22 protein-coding genes are annotated in these 26,584 nt (G+C 72.9%); 5 read left to right on the plus strand and 17 right to left on the minus strand.

Annotated features, from left to right (window positions below):
- Positions 1-177 precede the first annotated feature (177 nt).
- The 3 genes from L7D48_RS07320 (at position 178) to L7D48_RS07330 (ending at position 3,651) form a co-directional block, all read left to right on the plus strand.
- A complete protein-coding gene (locus tag L7D48_RS07320) occupies positions 178-870 on the plus strand; it encodes a hypothetical protein (RefSeq protein ID WP_237878138.1) in 693 nt (230 codons plus the stop codon).
- 49 nt (positions 871-919) lie between these two features.
- On the plus strand, positions 920-1,711 hold the full coding sequence (locus tag L7D48_RS07325) for a thioredoxin domain-containing protein (protein WP_237878139.1): 792 nt from the start codon (positions 920-922) through the stop codon (positions 1,709-1,711).
- Positions 1,712-1,992: 281 nt separating this feature from the next.
- A complete protein-coding gene (locus tag L7D48_RS07330; protein WP_237878140.1) occupies positions 1,993-3,651 on the plus strand; it encodes an alkaline phosphatase in 1,659 nt (552 codons plus the stop codon).
- A 64-nt stretch (positions 3,652-3,715) separates the two neighbouring features.
- On the opposite strand, the gene L7D48_RS07335 is transcribed toward L7D48_RS07330, so the two are convergent.
- Positions 3,716-4,306 carry a dienelactone hydrolase family protein gene (locus L7D48_RS07335; RefSeq protein WP_374491559.1) on the minus strand — a complete coding sequence of 197 codons (591 nt, stop codon included), beginning with the start codon at positions 4,304-4,306 and terminating at the stop codon, positions 3,716-3,718.
- Between the two features lie 140 nt (positions 4,307-4,446).
- Between L7D48_RS07335 and L7D48_RS07340 the strand changes: the two genes are divergently transcribed.
- Positions 4,447-5,577: a mechanosensitive ion channel family protein gene (locus L7D48_RS07340; RefSeq protein ID WP_237878141.1), complete on the plus strand. Its 1,131-nt coding sequence runs from the start codon at positions 4,447-4,449 to the stop codon at positions 5,575-5,577.
- A gap of 93 nt (positions 5,578-5,670) precedes the next feature.
- Here L7D48_RS07340 and L7D48_RS07345 read toward each other — a convergent pair whose 3' ends face one another.
- The 3 genes from L7D48_RS07345 to L7D48_RS07355 form a co-directional block, all read right to left on the minus strand.
- Positions 5,671-6,612 carry an RluA family pseudouridine synthase gene (locus tag L7D48_RS07345; RefSeq protein WP_237878142.1) on the minus strand — a complete coding sequence of 314 codons (942 nt, stop codon included), beginning with the start codon at positions 6,610-6,612 and terminating at the stop codon, positions 5,671-5,673.
- 111 nt (positions 6,613-6,723) lie between these two features.
- Positions 6,724-7,344 carry a signal peptidase II gene (gene lspA / locus L7D48_RS07350; protein WP_237878143.1) on the minus strand — a complete coding sequence of 207 codons (621 nt, stop codon included), beginning with the start codon at positions 7,342-7,344 and terminating at the stop codon, positions 6,724-6,726.
- Positions 7,345-7,399: 55 nt separating this feature from the next.
- Positions 7,400-7,885 carry a TraR/DksA family transcriptional regulator gene (locus L7D48_RS07355; protein ID WP_374491564.1) on the minus strand — a complete coding sequence of 162 codons (486 nt, stop codon included), beginning with the start codon at positions 7,883-7,885 and terminating at the stop codon, positions 7,400-7,402.
- A gap of 721 nt (positions 7,886-8,606) precedes the next feature.
- Between L7D48_RS07355 and ileS the strand changes: the two genes are divergently transcribed.
- Positions 8,607-11,756, plus strand: a complete 3,150-nt coding sequence (gene ileS, locus L7D48_RS07360) for an isoleucine--tRNA ligase (RefSeq protein WP_237878144.1) — start codon at positions 8,607-8,609, stop codon at positions 11,754-11,756.
- A gap of 194 nt (positions 11,757-11,950) precedes the next feature.
- Here the strand turns inward: ileS and L7D48_RS07365 are convergent, their stop codons facing one another.
- The 13 genes from L7D48_RS07365 to L7D48_RS07425 all read right to left on the minus strand — a co-directional run bounded on the left by L7D48_RS07365 (position 11,951) and on the right by L7D48_RS07425 (position 26,580).
- Entirely contained in the window at positions 11,951-13,060 is a 1,110-nt protein-coding gene (locus L7D48_RS07365) for a DivIVA domain-containing protein (RefSeq protein ID WP_237878145.1), read from the minus strand.
- Between the two features lie 48 nt (positions 13,061-13,108).
- A complete protein-coding gene (locus L7D48_RS07370) occupies positions 13,109-13,393 on the minus strand; it encodes a YggT family protein (protein ID WP_093655225.1) in 285 nt (94 codons plus the stop codon).
- Positions 13,394-13,460: 67 nt separating this feature from the next.
- Positions 13,461-14,105, minus strand: coding sequence for a cell division protein SepF (locus L7D48_RS07375; protein WP_237878146.1), 645 nt, complete (start codon positions 14,103-14,105; stop codon positions 13,461-13,463).
- Between the two features lie 216 nt (positions 14,106-14,321).
- Positions 14,322-15,086, minus strand: a complete 765-nt coding sequence (locus L7D48_RS07380) for a YggS family pyridoxal phosphate-dependent enzyme (RefSeq protein WP_237878147.1) — start codon at positions 15,084-15,086, stop codon at positions 14,322-14,324.
- Positions 15,083-15,853, minus strand: a complete 771-nt coding sequence (gene pgeF, locus L7D48_RS07385) for a peptidoglycan editing factor PgeF (RefSeq protein ID WP_237878148.1) — start codon at positions 15,851-15,853, stop codon at positions 15,083-15,085. Before pgeF ends, L7D48_RS07380 begins: the two co-directional genes overlap by 4 nt.
- Positions 15,854-15,864: 11 nt before the next feature.
- Complete coding sequence (gene ftsZ / locus L7D48_RS07390) at positions 15,865-17,124, minus strand: cell division protein FtsZ (protein ID WP_237878149.1); 1,260 nt, start codon at positions 17,122-17,124, stop codon at positions 15,865-15,867.
- Positions 17,125-17,400: 276 nt separating this feature from the next.
- Positions 17,401-18,297 (minus strand): FtsQ-type POTRA domain-containing protein, encoded by an 897-nt coding sequence (locus L7D48_RS07395; protein WP_237878150.1) that lies wholly within the window; start codon positions 18,295-18,297, stop codon positions 17,401-17,403.
- Positions 18,298-18,329: 32 nt separating this feature from the next.
- Positions 18,330-19,424: an undecaprenyldiphospho-muramoylpentapeptide beta-N-acetylglucosaminyltransferase gene (murG, locus tag L7D48_RS07400; RefSeq protein WP_237878151.1), complete on the minus strand. Its 1,095-nt coding sequence runs from the start codon at positions 19,422-19,424 to the stop codon at positions 18,330-18,332.
- Positions 19,425-19,430: 6 nt separating this feature from the next.
- Positions 19,431-21,023 (minus strand): putative lipid II flippase FtsW, encoded by a 1,593-nt coding sequence (ftsW, locus tag L7D48_RS07405; protein ID WP_237878152.1) that lies wholly within the window; start codon positions 21,021-21,023, stop codon positions 19,431-19,433.
- Between the two features lie 52 nt (positions 21,024-21,075).
- Complete coding sequence (murD, locus tag L7D48_RS07410; RefSeq protein WP_237878153.1) at positions 21,076-22,521, minus strand: UDP-N-acetylmuramoyl-L-alanine--D-glutamate ligase; 1,446 nt, start codon at positions 22,519-22,521, stop codon at positions 21,076-21,078.
- A complete protein-coding gene (gene mraY / locus L7D48_RS07415) occupies positions 22,518-23,576 on the minus strand; it encodes a phospho-N-acetylmuramoyl-pentapeptide-transferase (protein ID WP_237878156.1) in 1,059 nt (352 codons plus the stop codon). The genes murD and mraY overlap by 4 nt, the downstream gene beginning before the upstream one ends.
- Complete coding sequence (gene murF / locus L7D48_RS07420; protein ID WP_256462545.1) at positions 23,576-24,997, minus strand: UDP-N-acetylmuramoyl-tripeptide--D-alanyl-D-alanine ligase; 1,422 nt, start codon at positions 24,995-24,997, stop codon at positions 23,576-23,578. Before murF ends, mraY begins: the two co-directional genes overlap by 1 nt.
- Before the next feature lie 5 nt (positions 24,998-25,002).
- Complete coding sequence (locus tag L7D48_RS07425; RefSeq protein ID WP_237878157.1) at positions 25,003-26,580, minus strand: UDP-N-acetylmuramoyl-L-alanyl-D-glutamate--2,6-diaminopimelate ligase; 1,578 nt, start codon at positions 26,578-26,580, stop codon at positions 25,003-25,005.
- Between the last annotated feature and the right edge of the window lie 4 nt (positions 26,581-26,584).

The following is a 26,584-nucleotide window of genomic DNA, read 5'->3' on the forward strand; positions in this document are numbered from 1 at the left end:
CCGCACCCCCGTGCGAGCCCTCGCGGGATCCCGTGCGCCCCCCATCGCGGGACCTCCGCCGCCACACAGGTCACACCGCTCACACCCGCGGCCGCGGGTGTCCTTCGTGTTGCGATCCTCACCCGGCGCCCGCTCTTTAGGCACTTCTTAGCGGCAGCCGTGGCACACTCGGCTGCGATGGGCAGGACCGGTTTCTCCGACACAGGCATCCGGGCGGTGCGCGCCGCGGTCTTCACCGCGCTGTGCCTCGTCCTGTCCGCGGGTGCCCATGTGCTGCTCTCCGCAAACCCCGTTCCGTACCCGCCGCTCCTGGCGGTCGGCGCGGTCGTGTTCGTGATCGCCTTCGCCTTCGCCGGGCGCGAGCGGGGCTTCGGGGCGATCGCCGCACTGCTGGTGCCGCTGGAGCTGGCCGCCGACACCGTCTTCACCACCGGCCAGCACGCCTGCTACGGGCAGGCCGGCGGCCCGGTGGCCGGGCCGCTGCGGGCGGTCGGTCTGGACCTGCTGTGCGCGGGCGGCGACTTCGGCACGCCGCTGGCGCGGATGACAGCCTCCGGCGCGTCCCCGCTGCCCGCGGCCGCCCACCCGGCCGCCCCGTGGCTGCTGCTGGCCGCGCACGTGGCCGTCGGCCTGGCCGCGGCCGCGTGGCTGCACCGGGGCGACGCGGCGCTCGCCCGGCTGCTGCGCGCCGCCGCTGCGGCAGTCTTCCGGCCGCTGCTGCTGGCCGTGAGCGCCCCGAGCGCGGCCGACGGGGCCCTCGGCCGGGTGCTGCGCCCCGCCCGCCGCACCCGCGCGCGCCGCGCGCTCCCCCTGCTGACCCACTCCGTCGTACGGCGCGGACCTCCGTGCTCCGCGGCCCTCGCCGCCTGAGCACCACCGTCCCCACCCATCACGAACCGGACACGGAGAACACACCCCCATGAGCAAGCGCAACAGCCAGGAAGCCAAGCGCGCCGCCCGCGAGCGGCTGCGGGCCGAGCGGGAGAAGCAGGCCAAGAAGGACAAGCTGCGCCGCCAGGCGGTCGTCGGCGGCTCGGTGCTGGCGATCCTCGCGGTCGCGGGCGGCGTCGGCTTCGCCGTCGCCAACATGGACGACGGCGGCAGTGACAAGTCCTGGGCCGACGCGGCGGACAAGAAGCTGGTGAAGCCGGCCAACTCCTCCGGGAAGAACGGCACGATCGTCCTCATCGGCGACAAGGACGCCAAGAAGACGATCGACGTCTACGAGGACATGCGCTGCCCCGCCTGCGCCAACTTCGAGCAGGCCCTGGGCGAGACGGTCAAGAAGGGCGCCGAGGACGGCAAGTACAAGCTGCAGATCCACCTCGGCAGCATCATCGACGGCAACTTCGGCGGCGACGGCTCCAAGAACGCCACCAGCGCCCTGGGCGCCGCGCTGGACGTGAGCACCGAGGCGTTCAGCGAGTACCACTCCCTGCTGTACTCGGCCGAGCACCACCCGCCGGAGAACCAGGACAAGTTCGCCGACAACGACTACCTGCTGAAGGTCGCCGAGAACGTCGACGCGCTCAAGGACAACAAGGAGTTCGAGACGGCCGTCGAGAAGGGCACCTACGACAAGTGGGCGCTCGAGATGATCGACAGCTTCAACGAGGCCGGCGTCCAGGGCACCCCGACCGTCCGGATCGACGGCAAGGACGTCGAGGTCAGCACGCTGCCCGCCGAACTGGAGAAGCTCGGCGTCAAGTGAGCCGGCCGGCAGCCCGGCGGCACCGCTCCCGGTGCCGCCGGCGCCGGGACGGGACCGGCCCGCCGGTGCGCCGCCTCGCGCGGCGTACCGGCGGGCCGGTCCCGTCCCGGTGGGGCGGTGCGGCGGTGCCGTGTGTCCCGGCGCGGTGCGGCCCGGTGCGGTGCGGCCCGGTGCGGCCGGGAACGGCTCACACCTCTTTCAGGACAACGCCGTTCGACCGGTTGGCGAACTCTTTCCGGTGCCCTGTCCCGTAGCTCTACCGGCACGTAGCATCTGCGGCCGTGACCGACACCCACACCGCATCCCACACCCCTGCCCCCACGCGGCGCACGGTCGTCGCGGCCACCGCCGCGACCGCCGCCGGCGCCGCGCTGCTGCCGCTGAGCACCCCGCAGCGCGCCCGGGCCGCGGACGGCCCGGCCTTCGCCCACGGTGTCGCCTCCGGCGATCCGCTGCCCGACGGCGTCCTGCTGTGGACCCGTGTCACCCCCTCCCCCGACGCGACGCCCGGATCCGGAGTGGGCGCGCCCGTGGAGGTCGGCTGGGAGGTCGCCGAGGACCGCGCCTTCACCCGCGTCGTCGCCTCCGGCCGCACCACCACCACCGCGGAGGCCGACCACACCGTCAAGGCCGATGTGCGCGGGCTGCGCCCGGCCACCGGGTACCACTACCGCTTCTCGGCCGGGGGCGTCCTCTCCCCCGTCGGCCGCACCCGCACCGCTCCCGCCGACGGCACGGCCGCGGACCGCGTCCGCTTCGGGGTGGTCTCCTGCTCCCACTACGAGAGCGGCTTCTTCTCCGCCTACCGCCACCTCGCCGCCCGTGCCGACCTGGATGCCGTCCTCCACCTGGGTGACTACATCTACGAGTACGGCAAGGGCGAGTACCCGCTCAAGGACGGCGTCGTCCGCGAGATGCGCCCCGTCCACGAGACGGTCACGCTGGCCGACTACCGGCAGCGCCACGCCCACTACAAGAGCGACGCCGATCTCCGGGCGCTGCACGCCGCGCATCCGGTGATCGCGATCTGGGACGACCACGAGACGGCCAACGACGCCTGGTCCGGCGGCGCGGAGAACCACACCCCCGGCGCGGAGGGCGAGTGGGAGGCGCGAGCCGCAGCCGCGCGCCGGGCGTACTTCGAGTGGATGCCGGTCCGCCCCTCCGTCGAGGGCACCGTCTACCGGCGGCTGCGCTTCGGCGACCTCGCCGACCTCCACCTGCTCGACCTGCGCTCCTTCCGCGACCGCCAGGCGGGCATCGGCAGCGGCGAGGTGGACGACCCCGACCGCACCATCACCGGCCGCGCGCAGCTGGACTGGCTGAAGTCCTCCCTGGCCTCCTCCGGCGCCCGGTGGCATCTGGTGGGCACCTCGGTGATGATCTCCCCGATGGCCTTCGGCTCCGTTCCGGCGTACCTGCTCGGTCCGCTGGCCGAGCTGCTCGGCGTGCCCCGCGAGGGTCTGGCCGTCAACGTCGACCAGTGGGACGGCTACACCGACGACCGCCGCGAGCTGCTGACGCACCTGCGCGAGAGCGGCATCGGCAACACCGTCTTCCTCACCGGCGACATCCACATGGCCTTCGCCAACGACGTGCCGCTGCGGGCCGCGACCTATCCGCTCCAGCGTCCGGTGGCCACGGAGTTCGTGGTCACCTCCGTCACCTCCGACAACATCGACGACATCCTGGGGGTGCCGCCGCACACCGTCTCCTCCGTCGCGGAGACCGCCATACGCGCCGCCAACCGGCACACCAAGTGGCTCGACATGGACTCGCACGGCTACGGCGTCCTCGACGTGGACGCCGAGCGGACCCAGATGGACTACTACGCGCTGTCGGACAAGACCGACCCGCGGGCGTCCGCCGTCCACGTGCGCTCCTACCGGACCCGTTCGGGCACGCAGCGGGTGGAGCGCGCGGAGGACCCCGTGCGCTGAGGGCCCCTCGTGTGCGGGAGGCCCGCCCCGGGCCTCCCGCACACGCCTCGGCGGCCCGCCGGGGTCAGCGGTCCGCCGGCTCCTCCAGCTCCGCCAGGAAGCCGAGCGCGGTCCGCCAGGTCCGCTCGGCCGCCTCCTTGTCGTGGTCCGGCAGGCCGGAGTCGGTGAACAGGTGCCCGGCCCCGGGGTAGCGGTGCACCTCGACGTCCGCGCCCGCCCGCCGCATCCGCAGGTACCAGGCGTTCAGCCAGTCGTGCGGCTCGAACGGGTCGGGGTCGGCGACGTGGAGCTGCACGGGCAGGTCGTCGACGGCCGCGTCCTCGGGGATGTCGGAGGTGCCGTGCAGGAGCAGCAGTCCGCGGGCGTGGGTGTCGGCGAGCGCGAGGTTCTGGGCGATCGCCCCGCCCAGGGAGAACCCGGCGTACACCACCCCGCGCCCGGAGAGCGCGGCGGTGGCGGCGACGGCCCTTCTCAGCAGCTCGTCGCGGCCGATCTCGTCCTTGATCGCCATGCCCTCCTCGACCGTCCGGGCCGTGCGCCCGCCGTACAGGTCGGGGGTGTGGACCTCGTGCCCGGCCTCCCTGAGCCTGACGGCCGCCTCCTCGACGGCGGGGCGCGGTCCGTAGGCGGAGTGGAACATCACAACGGTGGGCACGGTGTCACTTCCTCAGCAGGTCAGCCTCATGATCCACGTCACGGCGCCGCGCCGGGAGGCGGAGTCCTCCCATGGTGCCAGGTACGGTCGGTGGGGTCCTTCTTCCGTCCCCAGGAGTCTTGCGAGGAGTTCACACCACCATGGAGAACGTGCTGCGACCGCTGATCGTCTTCGGCGGCGCCGTCATCCTGGCGTTCGCCGTCGGCTGGGCGGTGGACCGCGCGCTGCGGCGCATGGACGCCCGGCATCCGGAGACCCCGCTGTGGGGCCTGCTGCGCAGCGGCCGGGTCCCGCTCCAGGCGGTGGTCTTCGTCGGTCTGCTCAACGCCTTCTCGGACGAGACGCACCTGGCCAGGGACCACCAGAAGACCGTCGACCTGTGGCTGAACCTGATACTGATCGGGGCCGCCGCGTGGCTGATGCTGCGGGTGCTGACCGCCGTCGTGGAGACGGCCTACTCCCGGTACGCCGGGATCGCCCACGACGCGGCGCGGGTGCGGCGGGTGCGCACCCAGCTGACGCTGATCAAGCGGCTGGCCACGGCGGTGGTCACCGTGATCGCCGGCGCGGCGATGCTGCTGCAGTTCCCCGCGATGGAGAAGCTGGGCGCCTCCATGCTGGCCTCCGCCGGTGTGCTGGGCATCGTCGCCGGCATCGCCGCCCAGTCCACGCTGGGCAACCTCTTCGCCGGCCTGCAGATCGCCTTCGGCGACATGGTGCGCATCGGCGACACGGTGATCGTGGACGGCGAGTGGGGGACGGTCGAGGAGATCACCACCTCCTATCTGGTGGTCCTCACCTGGGACGAGCGCAGGATCACCATGCCGGTGTCCTACTTCACCAGCAAGCCCTTCGAGAACTGGACCCGCGGCAACCCGCAGATGACCGGCACCGTCTACCTCCACCTCGACCACTCGGCACCCATCGCCGAGATCCGGCGGAAGACCGAGGAGATCGTGCGCGCCAGCGACGCCTGGGACGGCCGCAGCCACGGCCTGGTGGTGACCGACTCCACGCCCACCACGGTCGAGGTCCGCGCGACGATGACGGCACGCACCCCCGACGACATCTGGACGCTGCGCTGCCAGGTCCGCGAGGGGCTGATCACCTGGCTCCACCGGGAGCACCCCTACGCCCTGCCCCGCGTCACCACCGCGCAGGCGGCTCCGGCCCCGGCCTTCGAGCGGGGGCCGGAGCGCGAGGAGGCGGGTGTGGACGGCCGGGCGAACGGCGGACGGCCGGGGATACCGGACGCGCGGAAGCCCGGCTGAGAAGAGGCCCCGAAGCGGTCGGCCCGGCACGGGCCCCACGGGCCGCGGTGTACGCATCGCGCGTACGCCGCGGCCCCGCGGCGTACGCGCCCCCTACTCGCTCTCGGCCCGGATCCTGTCCAGCGCGGTCTGCAGGTCGTCGGGGTAGTCGCTGGAGAACTCCGTCCAGCGGCCGTCCGCCGGGTGCTCGAAGCCCAGCCGTACCGCGTGCAGCCACTGCCGGGTCAGCCCCAGGCGCCTGGCCAGCGTCGGATCGGCTCCGTAGGTGGTGTCGCCGACGCACGGGTGCCGGTGGGCGGCCATGTGGACGCGGATCTGGTGGGTGCGGCCGGTCTCCAGCTTGATGTCGAGCAGGCTGGCGGCCCGGAACGCCTCGATGAGGTCGTAGTGGGTGACCGACGGCTTGCCGTCGGCGGTGACCGCCCACTTGTAGTCGTGGACGGGGTGCCGCCCGATGGGGGCGTCGATCGTGCCGCTGAGCGGGTCGGGGTGGCCCTGGACGAGCGCGTGGTAGCGCTTGTCGACCGTGCGCTCGCGGAACTGCTGCTTGAGCAGGGTGTAGGCACGCTCGGACTTGGCGACCACCATCAGGCCGGAGGTCCCCACGTCCAGCCGGTGCACGATGCCCTGCCGCTCGGCCGCGCCCGAGGTGGAGACGCGGAAGCCGGCGGCGGCCAGCCCGCCGATCACGGTGGGGCCGCTCCAGCCGGGGCTGGGGTGGGCGGCCACGCCGATCGGCTTGGCGACGACCACGATGTCGTCGTCGTCGTGCACGATCTCCATGCCTTCCACGGGCTCGGCCACCACCTGGACCGGGGCGGGCGGCGCGGGCATCTCGACCTCGATCCAGGCTCCGCCGCGCACCCGCTCGGACTTGCCGACCTCACCGCCGTCGAGCCGGACCTTCCCCGTGGCGGCCAACTCGGCCGCCTTCGTACGGGAGAAGCCGAACATCCTGGCCAGGGCCGCGTCTATGCGCTCGCCCTCCAGGCCGTCGGGTACGGGCAGGGTGCGGATCTCGGGAAGCTGGCTCACCCGGTCGAGTATGCCGGAAGCCGGCGGTGTCCCCGCCCGGCGGGCGGGGGCACGCACCCGGTGGGGCCTCTCCCGGCGGGCCGGGAGGTCCCGGCCGCGGCCGGGGCGCCGTCAGTCCTTGTGAACGGTCCCGTCGGGGTCCAGGCCCCGGAAGGACAGCAGCACGATCAGCACCCCGCCGCAGACGATCGCCGAGTCGGCCAGATTGAAGACGGCGAAGTGGGCGGGCGCGATGAAGTCCACCACATGCCCCTGGAAGACCCCGGGCGAGCGGAAGACCCGGTCGGTGAGATTGCCCAGGGCCCCGCCCAGCAGCAGTCCGAGGGCGATGGCCCAGGGGGTGCTGTAGAGCTTGCGGGCGATCCGCGCGATCACCACGATCACGGCCGCCGCGATGACGGTGAAGACGATGGTGAGGGCCTCGCCGATGCCGAAGGCCGCGCCCGGGTTGCGCACGGCCTGGAACCGCAGCCAGGTGCCGATCACCTCGATCGGGTCGTGGCCCTCCAGCTTCTCGACCACGAGGATCTTGGTGACCAGGTCCAGGGCGTAGGCGACGGCCGCCACGATGGCGAGCTCCACCGTCCGCCGCCGTCCGCGGGGGGCCGGCCCGCCGTCGCCCCCGGACCCGCCGCCGGCCTCGGCCGCACCCCGGCCGGCGGCTGTGTCCACGGTCTCGGTCTCGGTCTGCGCCTCGCCCGGCTGCTCGCCGGACCGTTCCACCTCTGTCACGTGATGCAGGGTACGTCACGCCCGGGCGGCGGCGGGCGGCAGCGGCCGGCGGCGGTCAGCGGCGTTCCTGCCGCTGCTTGCACTCGACGCAGAGCGTGGCCCGGGGGAACGCCTGCATCCGCGCCTTGCCGATCGGCTTGCCGCAGTTCTCGCAGACGCCGTACGTCCCGGCCTCCAGACGGTCCAGGGCCCGCTCGGTCTGGTAGAGCATCTCGCGGGCGTTCTCCGCCAGGGCCATCTCGTGCTCGCGCGTGATGTTCTTCGTCCCCGTGTCGGCCTGGTCGTCCCCGGCTCCGTCGGCCGAGTCCCGCATCAGACCGTTGAGGGCCTCCTCCGCGGCATGGATCTCCACACGGAGCCGCTCGGACTCCGAGGACAGCTCCGCGCGCGCCTCCTCCACCTCCTGCTCGGTCCAGGGCTCCTCTCCGGGCCGTACGACCAGCTCGTCGGGGGCGGCGGTGGCCGCGGCCGTACGAGCCGGGGGGACCGGGGCGGCGTGCCCGGCGGCCCGCGCTCCCGTCGTGGACTTCTTGGCAACCACCGTCTCGGCTCCTGTCTTCCTGCCGGTCGCCCTTCCGGCGCCCGTGCTCGCCGCCGCCCTCTTCGCGGCGGACTTCCCTCCGGAGTGCTTCTTCCCCGCGCTCGCGGTGTCCCCGGCCCCCGTGGCGTCCCCGGCGCCCGCGGTGGGCTGGGGGTCTTCGGCTCGCGCCCTCCTCGCTGCGGAATCCCTCGCCACCATGGCCGCGACCCCTTCACATATTGTGATCTTGTGTATGAATCGTGACCGGAACGATAAATCGGCACCGACCGTGCGGCAACAGGGCACGCCGGGCCGCTCCGCTTCGCGAGGGCGCGGCGCCGCACCCTCGCGAAGCGTTCTGCCCTGCGCCGCGGGCGGAAAACCGGTCAGTCCCCATTGGGAGGCACCCTTACACTTGGGCTGAGCGAGAGGCGTCGAAGGGGACGAGTAGCGTCCGTATGCGGCCACGAGCGACCCGGGGACGGTGTGAGCCCGGGGGCGAGCGCGGCGTGAAGATCACCCCGGAGCCGCCGGAAGAAAGCCCTCGCGCACATGCGGCCACGGCACGCGGTGCGACGGGCGGCGAGTAGAACCGGCATCGCCGCACCAATGAGAGGGCGGCGGACACGTACCCGCGTACGCGTCCGGCGCCAAGGAGGGTGGTACCGCGGGCACCGGCGCCGACTGGCGGTGGTCTCGTCCCTCCGGCGGAAGTCACCACGTCCGTTGGAGGAAGCTCACCATGAGCCCGCAGCCCCCGCCCCGGTACCGTCCGGTGCCCGCCCAGGTCGACCTGCCCGCCCTGGAGCGCGCCGTGCTGGACTTCTGGCGCGAGAACAAGGTCTTCGCCCGCAGCCTGGAGCAGTCCGAGGGCCGCCCCGAGTGGGTGTTCTACGAGGGCCCGCCGACCGCGAACGGCATGCCCGGCGCCCACCACATCGAGGCCCGCGTCTTCAAGGACGTCTTCCCCCGCTTCCGCACCATGCGCGGCTACCACGTGGCGCGCAAGGCCGGCTGGGACTGCCACGGCCTGCCCGTGGAGCTGGCGGTGGAGAAGGAGCTGGGCTTCAACGGCAAGCAGGACATCGAGGCCTACGGCATCGCGGAGTTCAACGCCAAGTGCCGCGAGTCGGTGACCCGGCACACCGACGCCTTCGCCGAGCTGACGACCCGGATGGGCTACTGGGTCGACATGGACGACGCCTACCGGACGATGGACCCGGACTACATCGAGTCCGTGTGGTGGTCGCTGAAGGAGATCTTCGGCAAGGGCCTGCTCGTCCAGGACCACCGCGTGGCGCCCTGGTGCCCGCGCTGCGGCACCGGCCTGTCCGACCACGAGCTGGCGCAGGGCTACGAGACCGTCGTGGACCCCTCGGTCTACGTCCGCTTCCCGCTGACCTCCGGCCCGCTGGCCGGCGAGGCCTCGCTGCTGGTGTGGACGACCACGCCCTGGACTCTGGTGTCCAACACCGCCGTGGCCGCCCACCCCGAGGTCACCTACGCGGTGGCCACCGACGGCACCGAGAAGCTGGTGGTGGCCGAGCCGCTGCTGGCCAAGGCGCTGGGCGAGGGCTGGAGCGCGACCGGGCAGACCTTCACCGGCCGCGAGATGGAACGCTGGGCCTACCGCCGCCCGTTCGACCTGGTGGAGATCGAGGGCGCCCACTTCGTCCTCAACGCCGAGTACGTCACCACCGAGGACGGCACCGGTCTGGTCCACCAGTCCCCCGCCTTCGGTGAGGACGACCTGCTCACCTGCCGGGCCTACGGGCTTCCGGTGGTCAACCCCGTCCGGCCCGACGGCACCTTCGAGGAGGGCCTGGAGCTGGTGGGCGGGCAGTTCTTCAAGAAGGCCGACGAAGCGCTGGTCGCCGACCTCGACGCCCGCGGCCTGCTCTTCCGCCACCTGCCCTACGAGCACAGCTACCCGCACTGCTGGCGCTGCCACACCGCGCTGCTCTACTACGCCCAGCCGTCCTGGTACATCCGCACCACCGCGATCAAGGACGAGCTGCTGCGGGAGAACGAGCGGACCAACTGGTTCCCGGAGTCGGTCAAGCACGGCCGCTACGGCGACTGGCTGGACAACAACATCGACTGGGCCCTGTCCCGCAACCGCTACTGGGGCACCCCGCTGCCCATCTGGCGCTGCGAGGAGGGCCACCTCACCTGCGTCGGCTCGCTGGCGGAGCTGTCGGAGCTGACCGGCACCGACCAGTCCGGCCTGGACCCGCACCGCCCGTACATCGACGACGTCGTCTTCGGCTGCACCGCCGAGGGCTGCTCGCTGACGGCCGTCCGCGTCCCGGAGGTCATCGACGCCTGGTACGACTCGGGCTCGATGCCCTTCGCCCAGTGGGGTTACCCGTACCGCAACAAGGACGTCTTCGAGAAGCGCTACCCGGCGCAGTTCATCTCCGAGGCCATCGACCAGACCCGCGGCTGGTTCTACACGCTGATGGCGGTCGGCACGCTCGTCTTCGACCGCTCCTCCTACGAGAACGTGGTCTGCCTGGGCCACATCCTCGCCGAGGACGGCCGGAAGATGTCCAAGCACCTGGGCAACATCCTGGAGCCCATCCCGCTGATGGACCGGCACGGCGCGGACGCGGTGCGCTGGTTCATGGCCGCCGGCGGATCCCCGTGGAGCGCGCGGCGCGTCGGGCACGGCACGATCCAGGAAGTCGTCCGCAAGACCCTGCTGACCTACTGGAACACCGTCGCCTTCCAGGCCCTGTACGCCCGCACCTCCGGCTGGGCGCCGTCCCGGTCCGACCCGGCTCCCGCCGACCGCCCGCTGCTGGACCGCTGGCTGCTCAGCGAACTGCACGCCCTGGTCGACCAGTGCACCCAGGCCATGGAGGCCTACGACACCCAGCGCACCGGCAAGCTGCTGTCCACCTTCGTGGACGATCTGTCCAACTGGTACGTGCGCCGCTCCCGGCGCCGCTTCTGGCAGGGCGACGCGGCGGCGCTGCGCACCCTGCACGACGTGCTGGAGACCGTCACCCGGCTGATGGCCCCGCTGGTGCCGTTCATCACCGAGCGGGTCTGGCAGGACCTGGTCGTCCCCGTCACTCCCGGAGCGCCGGACTCCGTGCACCTGGCCGACTGGCCCGAGGCCGATCTGTCCGCCGTCGACCCGGACCTGTCCCGCGACATGTTGCTGGTGCGGCGACTGGTGGAGCTGGGCCGGGCCACGCGCGCGGAGTCAGGGGTCAAGACCCGGCAGCCGCTGTCCCGCGCACTGCTGGCGGCGCAGGGCTTCGAGCTGCTCAGCGACGATCTGCGCGAGCAGATCGCCGAGGAGCTGAACGTCACCTCGCTCGCCTCCCTGTCCGAGGTCGGCGGCTCCCTGGTGGACACCACCGCCAAGGCCAACTTCCGGGCACTGGGCCGAAGGTTCGGCAAGCGCACCCAGCCGGTCGCCAAGGCCATCGCCGAGGCGGACGCGGCGGCCCTGTCGGCGGCGCTGCGCGCCGGTACGGCGGCGGTGGAGGTCGACGGCGAGACCATCGCCCTCTCCCCGGAGGAGGTCATCATCACCGAGACCCCGCGCGAGGGCTGGTCGGTGGCCTCCGACACCGGCGCCACGGTCGCTCTGGACCTGGAGATCACCCCGGAGCTGCGGCGGGCGGGACTCGCCCGTGACGCGATCCGGCTGATCCAGGAGGCCCGCAAGAACAGCGGCCTGGACGTCGCCGACCGGATCGCCCTGCGGTGGCGGTCGGACGACGAGGAGGTCGCCCGCGCACTGGCCGAGCACCAGTCCCTGATCGCGGACGAGGTCCTGGCGACGGACTGCGCGGAGGGCGCGGGAGACGACTCCTTCGGCGAGCCGTTCGAGGACGAGTCGCTGTCCCTGGTCTTCCGGCTGCGCCGCGTGTAGCCGCCCGGCCGTCACCAGTGCCCCGGGCCGCCCGCCGGCCCGGGGTACCGGTGGGCCCGGCCGGACGGACGGCCCGGGCGGAGAGGTCGGAGGGGACGGAGACACACCAGAGGGCCGGGCCCGGGATCGAAGATCCCGGACCCGGCCCTCTGCGATATGCCGATCCGATCAGCCCGCCGCCCGCGGCGGCTGCGTCAGTTGTCGTCCTCGTCGATGAGGAAGCCGCGCATCGGCGAGGGCGCCTGCTGCATCGGCTGCGGACCCTGCGGCCGCACGGGGGCCATCGGCTGGGTCATCGCCGGGGACATCTGCTGCTGCCCGCCGTAGGTCTGACCGCCACCCTGGTTGTGACCGCCGTGACCGCCGCCCGGGCCGCCCATCGACTGACCGCCGCCCATGGACTGGTGGCCGCTCATGGCGCCACCGCCCGGTGCGCCCGCCGATGCCATCGAGGGGGACGGCGGCAGCGAGGCCGTGGCCGGGGTGCGCGGCGGGGCCAGGGAGTCGTCGGCCTGGTTCTCCAACTGGCGCAGCTGGCTCTCCAGGTACGACTTCAGGCGGGTGCGGTACTCGCGCTCGAAGCCGCGCAGGTCCTCGACCTTGCGCTCCAGCGTGGCGCGGGCGGACTCCAGCGAGCCCATCGCGACGCGGTGCTTCTCCTGTGCGTCCCGCTCCAGCGCGTCGGCCTTGGCGCGGGCGTCCCGCTCCAGGCCCTCGGCGCGGCTGCGCGCCTCGCCGACGATCTTGTTGGCCTCCGAACGGGCCTCCGCGATCGCCTGGTCCGCGGTCTGCTGCGCCAGCGACAGCACACGGGCCGCGCTGTCACCGCCCGGACCCTGACCCTGCTGGTGCATGCCCGGGCCGCCGGGACCACCGTGGCCGCCCATCGGACCGGGACCACCCGGGCCGCCCGGACCCATCGGACCGGGGCCCATGGGTCCGCCCTGCGGGCCGTGCCCGCCGGGACCTGCCGGCAGCTGCGGCGCACCGCCGGGCAGCTGGGGCGGACCGCCCATCTGCCCCGGCGGGACCGGCTGCGGTCCCGATATGGCGGCGGGGACGGGACCCGGCCGTTCCTGCTGCTGCTGGGGCTCGGGTTTGCGCATGCCCTGCTGCTGGTTCTGCGCGGCGGCCCGCGTCGCGGCGGCCAGCTTGGCGCGCAGATCCTCGTTCTCCCGGAGCAGGCGCGTCAGTTCGGCCTCGACCTCGTCGAGGAAGGCATCGACCTCGTCCTCGTCGTAGCCCTCTCGCAGGCGGACGGTTGTGAACTGCTTGTTCCGCACGTCCTCGGGGGTCAGCGGCATCTCTTCACCTCAACGTAAGTCATCGGCATATCGGCAAGACCGTATCGCTCACAGCCTGGCCACGACACTGATCAGGATGTAGACGATGATCATCAGTACGAAGAAGGACAGGTCGAGCGCCACGCCCCCGAAGCGCAGCGGCGGTATGAACCTCCGCAGCAGCTTGAGTGGCGGATCAGTGACAGTGTAGGTGGCCTCCAGGACGACCACCATCGCCTTGCCGGGCTGCCATGAGCGGGCGAACATGAAGACGTAGTCCATCACCAGGCGGAAGATCAGCACGACCAGGAAGACCTGCAGCACAATGAGGACCACCTGCTGTACGACGCCCATCGCGCGCTTCCCTCTCCCCTTTGGTCGCGTCCGGCCCGTCGGCCGGCCCGTCCGGTTGCACTGACTCTCAGCTCTGGTTGAAGAACCCGCCCTCTGCGATGCGGGCCTTGTCCTCCGCCGTGACATCGACGTTAGCAGGAGACAGGAGGAAGACCTTCTGTGTCACCCGCTCGATACTCCCGTGGAGACCGAACACCAGACCTGCCGCGAAGTCGACCAGACGCTTCGCGTCCGTGTCGTCCATCTCGGTCAGATTCATGATCACCGGAGTGCCCTCCCGGAAGTGTTCCCCGATGGTACGGGCTTCGTTGTACGTCCGGGGGTGCAGCGTGGTGATCCGGTAGGGCTCCCTCTCGGACACGACCTTGGGCATGATCACCGGTGCGTTCTTCTCCAGGCTCTGGCGTTCGGGTGTGATGGATGACACGGGGGCAATCCTCCCGTGCCGTCCGTTTTCGGAAGCGAGCGCGGGCACCTGCTCCCGCTCCCGGTGGGCAGGGGGGTGGACGACCCGCACCGGCTCCTCGGGCTCCTGCTCCCCGTCGGGCTTCGCCGCGGGAGCCGCCGCGGGCTGGTGCGTCTGGTGCCGCCGGTCCCTGTCGGGCTCCGGCTCGGGCTCGAACTCGTCGTCGGGGTCGAACCCCGGGCCGTCGTACCCATCGTCCTCCACGAGGCCGAGGTAGACCGCCATCTTGCGCATCGCGCCGGCCATTCTCTGCGTCCTCCGCTCTGTGGTGGTTCCCCGGCCATCGGCGGGGAGGCCCCGTCTCCTGCCTGCGGCGGGGAGACCCCATTCTGCCTCCGGTGCCTCCGACGGGGAGGCCCCCAAACCCAAGACTCCGTCACCGGTGCCCATGAGCTCACGCGGTCATCCACACTGGGCGGGAATGACCATATTTTCTGCTGTCGTCCGACCTGCTTGGCGACGTTACCGGAGCCCGGGTCGTACTCCGAGTACCGCACTGCCGATACGCACATGTGTCGCCCCGGCGGCCACCGCCTCCTCCAGGTCCCCGCTCATCCCCGCCGAGACCATGTCCGCGCCGGGATGGTCCGCCCGCAGGGCGGTCGAGATCTCCCCCAGCCGTTCGAAAGCGGCTCCCGGTCTTCCGGCGTACGGTCCGGACAGGGGTGCGACCGTCATCACACCCGCGAGCCAGAGGCCGGGGGCCGCGGCCACCTCGTCGGCCAACTCCCCCACCTCCCGCGGTGTCGCGCCGCCGCGCCCCCCGGCCGCACCCGCCTCCCGGTCGAGCGCGACCTGCAGCAGGCAGCCGATCCGCCTGCCCTCGCGCTCGGCCGCCGAGGAGAGCGCGCCGACCAGCCGGGGCCGGTCGACCGAGTGCACGAAGTCGGCGTAGCGGGCGACGGACCGGACCTTGTTGGTCTGCAACTGCCCCACGAAGTGCCAGGTGAGGGGGAGGTCCGCGCAGGCTTCGGCCTTGGGAGCCGCCTCCTGGTCCCGGTTCTCCGCCACGTGCCGCACCCCGAGACCGGCCAGCAGCCGCACATCGTCGGCGGGGCGGGTCTTGGTGACGACGACCAGGGTCACGTCCTCGCGCGCGCGCCCCGCGGTGACACAAGCGCGGGTGATGCGCTCCTCCACCCGGGCGAGGTTCGCGGCCAGTTCGGCCCCGCGGTCGGTGCCGCGGCCGGCACCGTCGGCGCTGTGGTCGGTTCTGCGATCGGTCACGCGACGGCCTCCCCGTCAGCCTCTCCCGCTCCGCGGGCCGGAGCCTCCAGCCATACGTAGCCGGCCAGCCGTCCGGTGGTCCTCTCCCGGCGGTACGAGTAGTGGTCCGGGGACTCCAACGTGCAGACCGGCTGCGCCGGCGGCTCCGGCACTCCGAGCCGGGCCAGTTGGGCACGTACCCCGGCCGCGACGTCGACCGCCGCGGTGCCCCGCCTCGTGGTGGCGTACGCCTCGGGCACCGCGGCCGCGACCTCATCGCGCATCCGCTCCGGCACCTCGTAGCAGTTCCCGCACACCGAGGGGCCGATACGGACGGCCGTGCGGGCCGGGTCCGCGCCGAGGGAGCCCATCGCCTCGACCACCGCCGGGACGACCCCGGCGACCAGCCCGGGCCGCCCGGCGTGCGCGGCTCCCACCACTCCGGCCACGGGGTCGGCGAGGAGCACGGGGACGCAGTCGGCGGTCAGCACGGCCAGGGCCAGGCCCCGGCGGGCGGTCACGACCGCGTCCACGCACGGCGCGTCGCCGCGCCACGGCCCGGTGACGACGGCCGCGTCGCGCCCGTGCACCTGGTTCATCCAGACCACCGCGGCCGGATCGAGGCCGAGCGCCCTCGCCGCCCGTTCCCGGTTGGCCCTCACCGCGCCGGGGTCGTCCCCGACCGCGCCGCCGAGGTTGAGTTCGTCATACGGAGCGGCGCTCACCCCGCCCCACCTGTCGGTGGTGGCGAAGTGCGCGCCGCTGACGATGTCGTGCTGTGTTATCACGCTCGTGGTGCCTACTTGAGGAAGTCGGGCACGTCGAGCTCCTCGGCCGAACCGTCCTGGTAGGGGCGGGCCGGGGGAACCTGCGGGGCCGCGGGCGTACCGCTCTCACCGGACAGCGGCGAGGAGGAACCCGCGCCGTAGGCGGACGGGGAGTCCGCCAGCGGGACGGCCGGGGACGGCTCCTCCTCGCGCGGGGTGACCGAGCCGAGCCCGCCGAAGGACGGGCGGTCGGGCTCGGAGGCCGCCGGGCGCGGAGCGGCCGGCGCCTCCTCCTTGCCTCCGGCGTACGAACCGAGCACCTTGTCGCGGTTCTTGGCCGGCGGCTGCCCGCCGTCGAAACCGGCCGCGATGACGGTGACACGGACCTCGTCGCCGAGGGCGTCGTCGATGACCGCGCCGAAGATGATGTTCGCCTCGGGGTGCGCGGCCTCGCTCACCAGCTGGGCGGCCTCGTTGATCTCGAACAGGCCGAGGTCGGAGCCGCCGGAGATGGACAGCAGCACACCGCGGGCGCCGTCGATGGACGCCTCCAGCAGCGGCGAGGAGATCGCCATCTCGGCGGCGGCCACCGCGCGGTCGTCGCCGCGTGCCGAGCCGATGCCCATGAGCGCCGAGCCTGCCTCGGACATCACGGACTTGACGTCCGCGAAGTCCAGGTTGATCAGGCCGGGGGTGGTGATGAGGTCGGTGATGCCCTGGACACCCGACAACAGCACCTGGTCCGCGGACTTGAACGCGTCGAGCACGCTCACCTGGCGGTCCGAGATGGACAGCAGCCGGTCGTTGGGGATGACGATGAGGGTGTCGACCTCGTCGCGCAGGGCCGCGATGCCGTCCTCGGCCTGGTTGGCCCGGCGGCGGCCCTCGAAGGTGAACGGGCGGGTGACGACGCCGATGGTGAGGGCGCCCAGAGAACGTGCGATGTTCGCGACGACGGGCGCGCCGCCGGTGCCGGTGCCGCCGCCCTCGCCGGCGGTGACGAAGACCATGTCGGCCCCCTTGAGGACCTCCTCGATCTCCTCCCGGTGGTCCTCGGCTGCCTTGCGGCCGACATCGGGGTTGGCGCCGGCGCCGAGGCCGCGGGTGAGCTCGCGGCCGACGTCGAGCTTGACGTCGGCGTCGCTCATCAGCAGGGCCTGTGCGTCGGTGTTGATCGCGATGAACTCGACGCCCTTGAGACCGACCTCGATCATCCGGTTGATGGCGTTGACGCCGCCGCCGCCGATACCGACGACCTTGATGACTGCGAGGTAGTTCTGCGGTGCTGCCACGTCGAAGGCCTCTCGCCTCGAGTTACGTGTCGCCGCTCCACGATGGTTGCGGTGCGCCGACCTATGCCGAGTGGGACGGTCCGGACGCCGACCCGAACCCTAACGTTCAAGTTTAGGGTTACCAATGCCTGTCGTTCCTCGGATTCTTTGGAACGGACACTAGGTCGACAAGTGGTTCGCGTTCAATGAACACGCCGAACCTCCCGTTTTTCCTCTCACCCTATGTGATCAGGCAACGCGGTAGCCAACCAGGGTGCTGGCCTGCACATACGTACGTCAACTCCCTGACGCCGCAGGTGTGCCGGGGACACTCACGTCGAATCTCTCCGCGCCGTCGGCGGCTTTCATCAGCAGGATGAGTGATCTGGCCTTCGCGTCGCTGTCCTCGCCGCTCCCCCACACCACCGTGCGCCCGCCGCTCATCTCCAGGGTGATGGAGTCGTAGGAGCGGACCCGGATGGTCCGGGTGTCGCGGCGCACCCGCTCGGGGAGGGCCGCGGCGACCCCGACCGCCTCCTGGCGCATCCGCTCGGACCCGAAGCGGTGCCCACTGGGGGATCCGGCGAGGTCCAGCGCGAGGAGGGGGACGCCCTCGGGCCGTTCGGCGACCGTGCCGAACAGCACCCCCTCGTCGTCCACCTCGGCATAGCGCCGCCCCCTCGTGCCGTCCTCGTCCCCCCCGCCTTCCCCGTTTCGCGCGTCCTGCACCATCACGACCACGGCTTTTCTCTCCCGGATCGTCAACTCCACGCCGTGCGGCCAGGAACGGGCCGCCTCCACGGAGTCGATCCGCGGCAGCGCCTCCAGCAGCCGCCGCTCCACCTCGCCGGGGTCGACCGAGACCAGGGGGTCGCCGAGGGGGATGTCGGCGGCGTCGAGGATCTGCCGCTCCGTCAGGGCTCTCTCGCCGGCGACCGTGACGCTCTCCACCCGCAGCCATGCGGAGCCGTAGAGCAGCCACAGGGCGAGACCGCCGATCAGCAGCGCCGGGCCGACGGCGAGGGCGAGCAGCAGACGGCGGCGTCCGCGGCCCTCCGGAGGACGGGGCGCGCGCGGACGCCCGGTCCACCGGGGGGCCGGCCGGGCCGGGGGCGGCCCCGAGCCCGCTCCCGGCCCGTGGGGGTCACGCTGGTCGCGGCCGCCTCGCCCGGCGGCCGCCGTCCGTCCGGCCACGCTCCCTGCTCTCCCGCGCCCCGCCTGCGGCCTCAGCCCCGGCGGTGTGCCGCGATCGCCTCGTACACCATGCCGACCAGCAGTTCGTCGGCGTCCCGGCGCCCGAACTCGGCGGCGGCCCGCGACATGTCGTACAGCCGGTGCGGGTCGGTGAGCACCGGCAGGACGTTGGACTGGATCCACTCCGGCGACAGCTCGGCGTCGTCGACGAGGAGTCCGCCGCCCGCCTTGACCACCGGCTGGGCGTTCAGCCGCTGTTCTCCGTTGCCGATCGGCAGCGGGACGTAGGCGGCCGGCAGTCCGACGGCGGACAGCTCGGCGACCGTCATCGCGCCCGCGCGGCAGAGCATCATGTCGGCCGCGGCGTACGCCAGGTCCATGCGGTCCAGGTACGACACCGGGACGTAGGGCGGCATCCCGGGCATGTTGTCCACCTGCGGCAGCTCGTTCTTCGGGCCGACCGCGTGCAGGATCTGGACGCCGGAGCGCTGGAGGTTCGGGGCGATGGCCTGGACGACCTCGTTGAGCCGCCGGGCGCCCTGGGAGCCGCCGGTGACCAGCAGGGTGGGCAGGCCGGGGTCGAGCCCGAAGGCGGCCCGCCCCTCGGCGCGCATCGCCGCCCGGTCCAGGGTGGCGATGGAGCGGCGCAGCGGGATGCCGACGTAGCGGGCGTTGCGCAGCTTGCTGTCCGGGGTGGAGACGGCCACGTGGTCGGTGTAGCGGGAACCGATCTTGTTGGCCAGGCCCGGGCGGGCGTTGGCCTCGTGGATGACGATCGGCACCCCGAGCCGCTTGGCCGCGAGATAGCCGGGCAGCGCCACGTAGCCGCCGAAGCCGACCACGCAGTCGGCCTTGGTCCGCTCCAGGACCTGTTCCGCGGCCTTGATGGTGCCGCGCAGCCTCCCCGGCACGGTGATCAGCTCGGGAGTGGGTTTGCGCGGCAGGGGTACGGCCGGGATCAGCTCCAGGTCGTAGCCCCTCTCCGGAACGAGCCGGGTCTCGAGTCCGCGCTCCGTGCCGAGTGCCGTGATCCCCACGGTCGGGTCCTGCCTGCGCAGGGCGTCCGCGAGGGCGAGCGCGGGCTCGATGTGGCCGGCGGTCCCCCCACCGGCGAGTACGACATGCACCGAATTTCACCGCTCTCCGGACGGGCGCCGTACGGCACTCCGTCCCATCGTCTTCCGTCTCACCCCAGCCAGCTTCTTTCTCACAGCAGGCTGCCGCATGGCCAGTGCCGCCTTCGCGGCGGGTTCCGATCTCGCGGCGGAGATCAGCAGCCCGACGGCGAACATCGTCGGCAGCAGGGCGGAACCTCCGTAGGAGAACAGCGGGAGCGGGACGCCGGCGATCGGCAGCAGGCCGAGCACCGCACCGATGTTGACCACGGCCTGGGCCGTGATCCAGGTGGTCACACCTCCCGCGGCGTACCTGACGAAGGGGTCCTCCGTGCGTCCGGCCACGCGGATACCCGCATAGCCTAGAGCGGCGAAAAGGGCGAGCACCGGCAGCGTCCCCGCCAGGCCGAGTTCCTCCCCGGTCACGGCGAAGATGAAGTCGGTGTGCGGTTCGGGCAGTTGTCCCCATTTCTCCATGCTGTCGCCCAGTCCCGTACCGAACCATCCGCCCGAGGCCAGGGCGTAGATGCCGTGGACGGCCTGCCAGCACTGGTCGTTCGGACCGGGGTCGGTGGCGCCCAGGCAGGCGAACCGGGCCATCCGGTTGCCGCTGGTCGCGATCAGGAGGGTGCCCAGCGCCCCGGCGACGGCGAGCACCCCGGCGAACAGCCGCAGCGGCGCACCGGCCAGCCAGAGCAGTCCGACGAGGATCGCGGCGAGGATGAGCGAGGTGCCCATGTCCCGGCCCAGCATGATCAGGCCGAGCAGCAGAAAGGCCACGGGGACGAGCGGCACCAGCATGTGCTTCCACTGGTTCAGCAGCCGTCTGTCGCCCTTGCGCGCCAGCAGGTCCGCCCCCCACAGCACCAGGGCGAGCTTGGCGAACTCGCTGGGCTGGAACTGGAAGGGGCCGCCGAGCTGGATCCAGTTCTGGTTGCCCTTGACCTCGTGCCCGATCCCCGGCACTTGGACCAGGCAGAGCAGGAAGACGGAGACGGCCAGCAGCGGATACGCCAGCCCGCGCTGGAGGGCCACCGGCATCCGGGCGGCCGCCAGCAGCAGGACGCCGCCCAAAGCGGCGGCCAGCAGCTGCTTGCGGAAGTAGTAGGCGGAGGGCAGCCCGGAGCCCAGCGCCTCGATCTGCGAGGCCGAGAAGACCATCACCAGGCCGAGGCCGAGGAGCATCAGGCTGCCGCCGAGGATCAGGTAGTAGGCGGTCAGCGGCCGGTCCCAGGCGCGCTTCGCCCGCAGGTACAGCCCGCGCGCCCGCTCGGCGGCGCGGCGCGGGCCGCGGGCGGGGCGCGCCGGGGCGCTGCGGGGCGCGCCCCGCCCGCCGCCGGGCGCCCGGGGCGCGTCGGCCGGGCGGGGGGCGCGCGGAGTGCCCGGGCGCGCCGCGCGGGGCCCGGAGCGGGAGCGCTGGGCCTCGCGCAGCGCGGTGCCGTGCCCCGGGCGCACCGGCGGCAGGGGCGGCGACGCGCCGGCCGTACCCGCCGGCGCCGGGACGGGCCGGGCGGACACGGCCGGTACCGCCGCGGCGACGGCCGCCAGAACACGGCCCACCAGGCCGGTGGCGGCCGCCGTCGCGGGCGGTACGGGTCGCTCGGCCGTCATCCGTCCCCTCCTGTCTCCCCGGCCGCCGGTCCGCGGCGCGGGGACCGGCGGGTTATCGCTCCCGCGCCGCCGGGCGGTCCGCGGCCAGGTCGCGGACCGCGGCGGCGAAGGCCTCCCCGCGCGCGTGGTAGTTGGTGAACATGTCCATCGAGGCGCAGGCCGGAGCCAGCAGGACGGTGTCCCCGGGGCGGGCCAGCCGGGCGGCCTCGCCGACCGCCGCCGCCATCGCCCCAGTGTCGGTCCGGTCGAGATCGACGACCGGGACATCCGGGGCGTGTCGCGCCAGCGCTTCACGGATCAGGTGCCGGTCCGCGCCGATCAGCACCGCCCCGCGCAGCCGCTTCGCGGCCCCGGCCACCAGCTCGTCGAAGACGGCCCCCTTGGCCAGCCCTCCGGCGATCCACACCACCGGGTCGTAGGCGTTCAGCGACGCCTCGGCGGCATGGGTGTTGGTGGCCTTGGAGTCGTCGACGTAGGCCACCTCCCCCACATCGGCGACATGCTCGATGCGGTGCGGGTCGGGCCGGAAGGCGCGCAGACCGTCGCGTACCGCCGCCGGCTCCACGCCGAAGGCTCGGGCCAGGGCCGCGGCGGCCAGGGCGTTGGCGATGTTGTGCGGGGCGGGCGGATCGACGTCCGCGACCTCGGCCAACTCCTGGGCCCGCCTGTGCCGGTCGGGGACGAAGGCCCGGTCCACCAGTACGCCGTCCACGACGCCGAGCTGGGACGGTGCGGGAGCGCCGAGGGTGAAGCCGATGGCCCGGCAGCCCTCCACCACGTCGGCGCGGCGCACCAGTTCCTCGGTGAGGGGGTCGGCGGTGTTGTAGACGCAGGCGACCTCGTTGCCCTCGTAGATCCGGCCCTTGTCGGCGGCGTACGCCTCCATCGAGCCGTGCCAGTCGAGGTGGTCGGGTGCCAGGTTGAGCACCGCGGCCGAGTGGGGGCGCACCGAGGAGGACCAGTGGAGCTGGTAGCTGGACAGCTCCACCGCCAGCACGTCGTACGGTTCACCGCCCAGGACCGCGTCCAGCAGTGAGACACCGATGTTGCCCACCGCCGCGGTGCGCAGTCCGGCGGCCTCGAGGACGGAGGCGAGCATCCGCACCGTGGTGGTCTTGCCGTTGGTGCCGGTGACGGCCAGCCAGGGCGCGGCGCCGGGGCCGCGCAGCCGCCAGGCCAGTTCCACGTCGCCCCACACCGGTACGCCCGCGGCCCCGGCCGCCGCGAACAGCGGCTTGTCCGGCCGCCAGCCGGGCGTGGTGACGACCAGCTCGGTGCCCTCGGGCAGGGTGGCCCCGTCGCCGAGGCGCACCGCGGCCCCCAGCTCCTCCAGCTCGGCGGCCTGCCGCCGGGCGCGTTCGTCGTCGCCGTCGTTGACGACCGTCACCTCCGCCCCCAGGGACCGCAGTACGCGCGCGGCGGGGATCCCGGAGACGCCGAGACCGGCGACGGTGACGTGCTTTCCGGCGAACTCCTCGCCGACGGGGCCGCGCGTCATTTCCCGGCCGCCCAGCCGGCGTAGAACAGGCCGATTCCGACGATCACGCACATGCCCTGGATGATCCAGAAGCGGACCACGACCAGCACTTCGCTCCAGCCCTTGAGCTCGAAGTGGTGCTGGAGCGGCGCCATTCTGAAGACCCGCTTGCCCGTCAGCCGGAACGAGCCGACCTGGATGACGACGGACATGGTGATGAGGACGAACAGGCCGCCGAGCAGGGCGAGCAGCAGCTCGGTGCGGGAGACGATGGCCAGGCCTGCCAGCGCGCCGCCCAGGGCCAGCGAGCCGGTGTCGCCCATGAAGATCTTGGCGGGCGAGGTGTTCCACCACAGGAAGCCGAAGCAGGCTCCCATCAGCGCGGAGGCGACGACCGCCAGGTCCAGCGGATCCCGTACCTCGAAGCAGCTCGGGCTGCCGGTCAGCGCGCAGGAGTCCTGGTGCTGCCACACGCCGATGAAGGTGTAGGCGCCGAAGACCATCACCGAGGCGCCGGTGGCCAGACCGTCGAGGCCGTCGGTGAGGTTCACGCCGTTGGACATCGCCAGGATCATGAACAGCGCCCAGATCACGAAGAGCACCGGGCCGATCGACCAGCCGAAGTCCTGGATGAAGGAGAGCTTGGTGGACGCCGGGGTCTGGCCGCGGGCGTCGGCGAAGTTCAGCGACAGGACCGCGAAGGCGATGCCGACGATGAGCTGGCCGAGCATCTTGGCCTTGGCCCGCAGGCCCAGGCTGCGCTGCTTGACGATCTTGATGTAGTCGTCGAGGAAGCCGACCAGGCCCATGCCGGCCATCAGGAAGAGCACCAGCACGCCGGAGAACGACGGCGGCTCGCCGGTGATGACCTTGGTGAGCCCGTAGGCGATCAGCGTCGCCAGGATGAAGGCGATGCCGCCCATGGTGGGGGTGCCGCGCTTGCTGTGGTGGTCCCGCGGGCCGTCGTCGCGGATGTACTGCCCGTAGCCCTTGCGGGCCAGCAGTTTGATCAGCAGCGGAGTGCCGATCAGGGTCAGGAAGAGCCCGATGACCCCGGAGAAGAGGATCTGCCTCATCATCGGCCGGCGACCTCTCCCCTGCCCTCGGCGGAAAGACCCCTGCCCTCGACCAGCGCGAGCGCCACCTGCTCCAGGCCGGCCGACCTGGAGGCCTTCACCAGCACGACATCCCCCGGCCGCAGATCGTCGCGCAACAGGTCGATTGCCGCCTGCGCGTCGGACACGTGCACCGACTCCTCACCCCACGAACCCTCGTTCTTGGCGCCCATGTCGATCCAGCGGGCCTCCCGGCCGCCGACCGCCACGAGCTTGCTGACGTTGAGCCGGACGGCCATCCGTCCGACCGCGTCGTGCTCGGCGAGCGACTCCTCGCCGAGCTCGGCCATCTCGCCGAGCACCGCCCACGTGCGACGCCCCTTGCCCATGGCTGCGAGTGCGCGGAGCGCGGCCCGCACGGATTCGGGGTTCGCGTTGTAGGCGTCGTTGACGACGGTCACGCCGTCCGAGCGCTCGGTGACCTCCATCCGCCAGCGGGAGAGCGTGCCGGCCTCGGAGAGCGCGGTGGCGATCCCGTCGGCGGGCATGCCCAACTCGTGGGCTACGGCGGCCGCGGCGAGCGCGTTCGACACGTGGTGCTCACCGTACAGGCGCATGGTCACATCGCTGCACCCGGTGGGGGTGTGGAGGGTGAAGGCGGGCTGCCCCTTCGGGGTGAGACGGACATTCTCGGCACGGATGTCGGCTTCCTCGGCCTCTCCGAAGAGGAGGACGCGTGCCTCGGTGCGGGCGCGCATGGCGCGCACCAGGGGGTCGTCGGCGTTGAGGACGGCCACGCCGCCCTCGTCCGCCGCCGGGAGGGACTCCACCAGCTCGCCCTTGGCCTGGGCGATCTGCTCCCGGCCGCCGAACTCGCCGATGTGCGCGGACCCGACGTTGAGGACCACGCCGATGCGCGGCGGGGTCAGTCCGGTCAGGTAGCGGATGTGGCCGATGCCGCGGGCGCCCATCTCCAGCACGAGGTGGCGGGTGCCCTCCTCGGCGCTCAGCGCGGTCAGCGGCAGGCCGATCTCGTTGTTGAGCGAGCCGGGGGTGAAGACGGTCGGGCCCAGCCGCCGCAGGAGCTGGGCGATCAGGTCCTTGGTGCTGGTCTTGCCGGCGGAGCCGGTGAGGGCGACGACGGTGGTGCCCAGCCGCCGCACCACATGGCGGGCCAAGGCCCCCAGGGCGGTCTCCACGTCGTCCACGACGATCGCGGGCACACCGACGGGCCTGGCGGCCAGCACGGCCGCCGCGCCGTCCGCGACGGCGCGGGCGGCGAAGTCGTGGCCGTCCACCCGGGCCCCGCCGAAGGCGACGAAGAGCGCGCCGGGGCGCACCTCCCGGGAGTCCTTGACCACGGGGCCGGTGACGGTCGGCTCCGGGTCCGGTATGTCGTGGACCCGGCCGGAGACGATGCCGGCGATCTCTGCGGGGGTCATCGGGATCACGGCGCGCGCTCCCCGGTGTCCCCGTCGCCCGCGGCGTCCCGCCGGGCGGCCATCGCGTGCTCGACGGCCTCGCGCAGCACCTCGCGGTCGTCGAAGGGGCGGACCACTCCGGCGATGTCCTGGCCCAGTTCGTGGCCCTTGCCGGCCACCAGCACCGTGTCCCCGGGCTCAGCCCGGGCGACGGCCGCCGCGATGGCCGCGGCCCGGTCCTCCTCCACCAGCACGGTGCCGCGCTCGTGGATGGGGACCTCCGCCGCGCCCGCGAGCATGGCGGCGAGAATGGCCAGCGGATCCTCCGAGCGCGGGTTGTCGGAGGTCAGGACGGCGGTGTCGGCCAGCCGGGCGAGGGCCGCGCCCATGGCGGGGCGTTTGTGCGGGTCGCGGTCGCCGCCGCAGCCGAGCACCGCGTGCACCCGGCCCTCGGTGACCTTGCGCAGGGCGCGCAGCACGGAGTCGACGGCGTCGGGCTTGTGCGCGTAGTCCACGACCGCCAGGTACGGCTGGCCGGCGTCCACGCGCTCCAGGCGGCCCGGCACGCCGGGCACCGCCGCGACGCCCTCGGCCGCGGTCCTCAGGTCGATCCCGGCGGCGACCAGGGCGGTGATGGCCGCGAGCGCGTTGGCGACGTTGAACGGACCGGGCAGGGGGGCACTGGCGCGGACCGTCTCGCCGTCCGGCCCGATGACGGTGAAGGTGGAGCCGAGCGGGCCGATCTCCACGTCGCTCGCGCGCCAGTCGGCGTCCGGGTGGCCCTCGGCGGAGAAGGTGGTGACGGGGACCTCGCTGACGCCGGCGGCCAGCCGCTGCCCGTACTCGTCGTCGATGTTGACCACGCCGGCGCGGGAGCGGGCCTTGGTGAACAGCTGCGCCTTCGCCCGGAAGTAGTCCTCCATGTCCGGGTGGAAGTCCAGGTGCTCGGGGCTGAGGTTGTTGAAGACGGCGATGTCGAAGACGCAGCCGTCCACCCGGCCCAGCACCAGCGCGTGGCTGGAGACCTCCATGGCCACCGAGCGCACCCCGCGCTCGCGCATCACGGCGAACAGCGCCTGGAGCTCGGTGGCCTCGGGGGTGGTGCGCTCGGACTTGATCCGCTCGTCCCCGATGCGGGACTCGACCGTGCCGATCAGCCCGGTCGGCTCCCCCTCCTTCGCCGCCGCGCGCAGCCCGCCCTCGATGAGGTAGGCGGTGGTGGTCTTGCCGGAGGTGCCGGTGATGCCGATCTGCAGCAGGTCCCGGCCCGGATCGCCGTAGATGGCGGCGGCCAGGTCGCCCGTCACCTCGCGCGGCTCGGCCACCGTCAGCACCGGCAGGCCGGTGGCGGCGGCCCGCTCGGTGCCCGTGGGGTCGGTGAGCACCGCGACGGCGCCCAGGCGGGCCGCCTGGACGGCGAAGTCCGCGCCGTGGAAGCGGGCGCCCGGGCGTGCGATGTAGATGTCGCCGGGGCGTACGGCGCGCGAGTCGTGGGTGATGCCGGTGACGGCCGCGTCGCCCTCGGGGGCCGCGACCCCCAGCCGCCGGGCCAGCTCCGCCAGCGGCACGGGACGGACCCGCTCCGGGCGGGGCGGGGCGGGCAGGGAT

It is taken from the genome of Streptomyces sp. ICN903, from assembly GCF_022015835.1.
GTDB classification, from domain to species: domain Bacteria; phylum Actinomycetota; class Actinomycetes; order Streptomycetales; family Streptomycetaceae; genus Streptomyces; species Streptomyces fenghuangensis.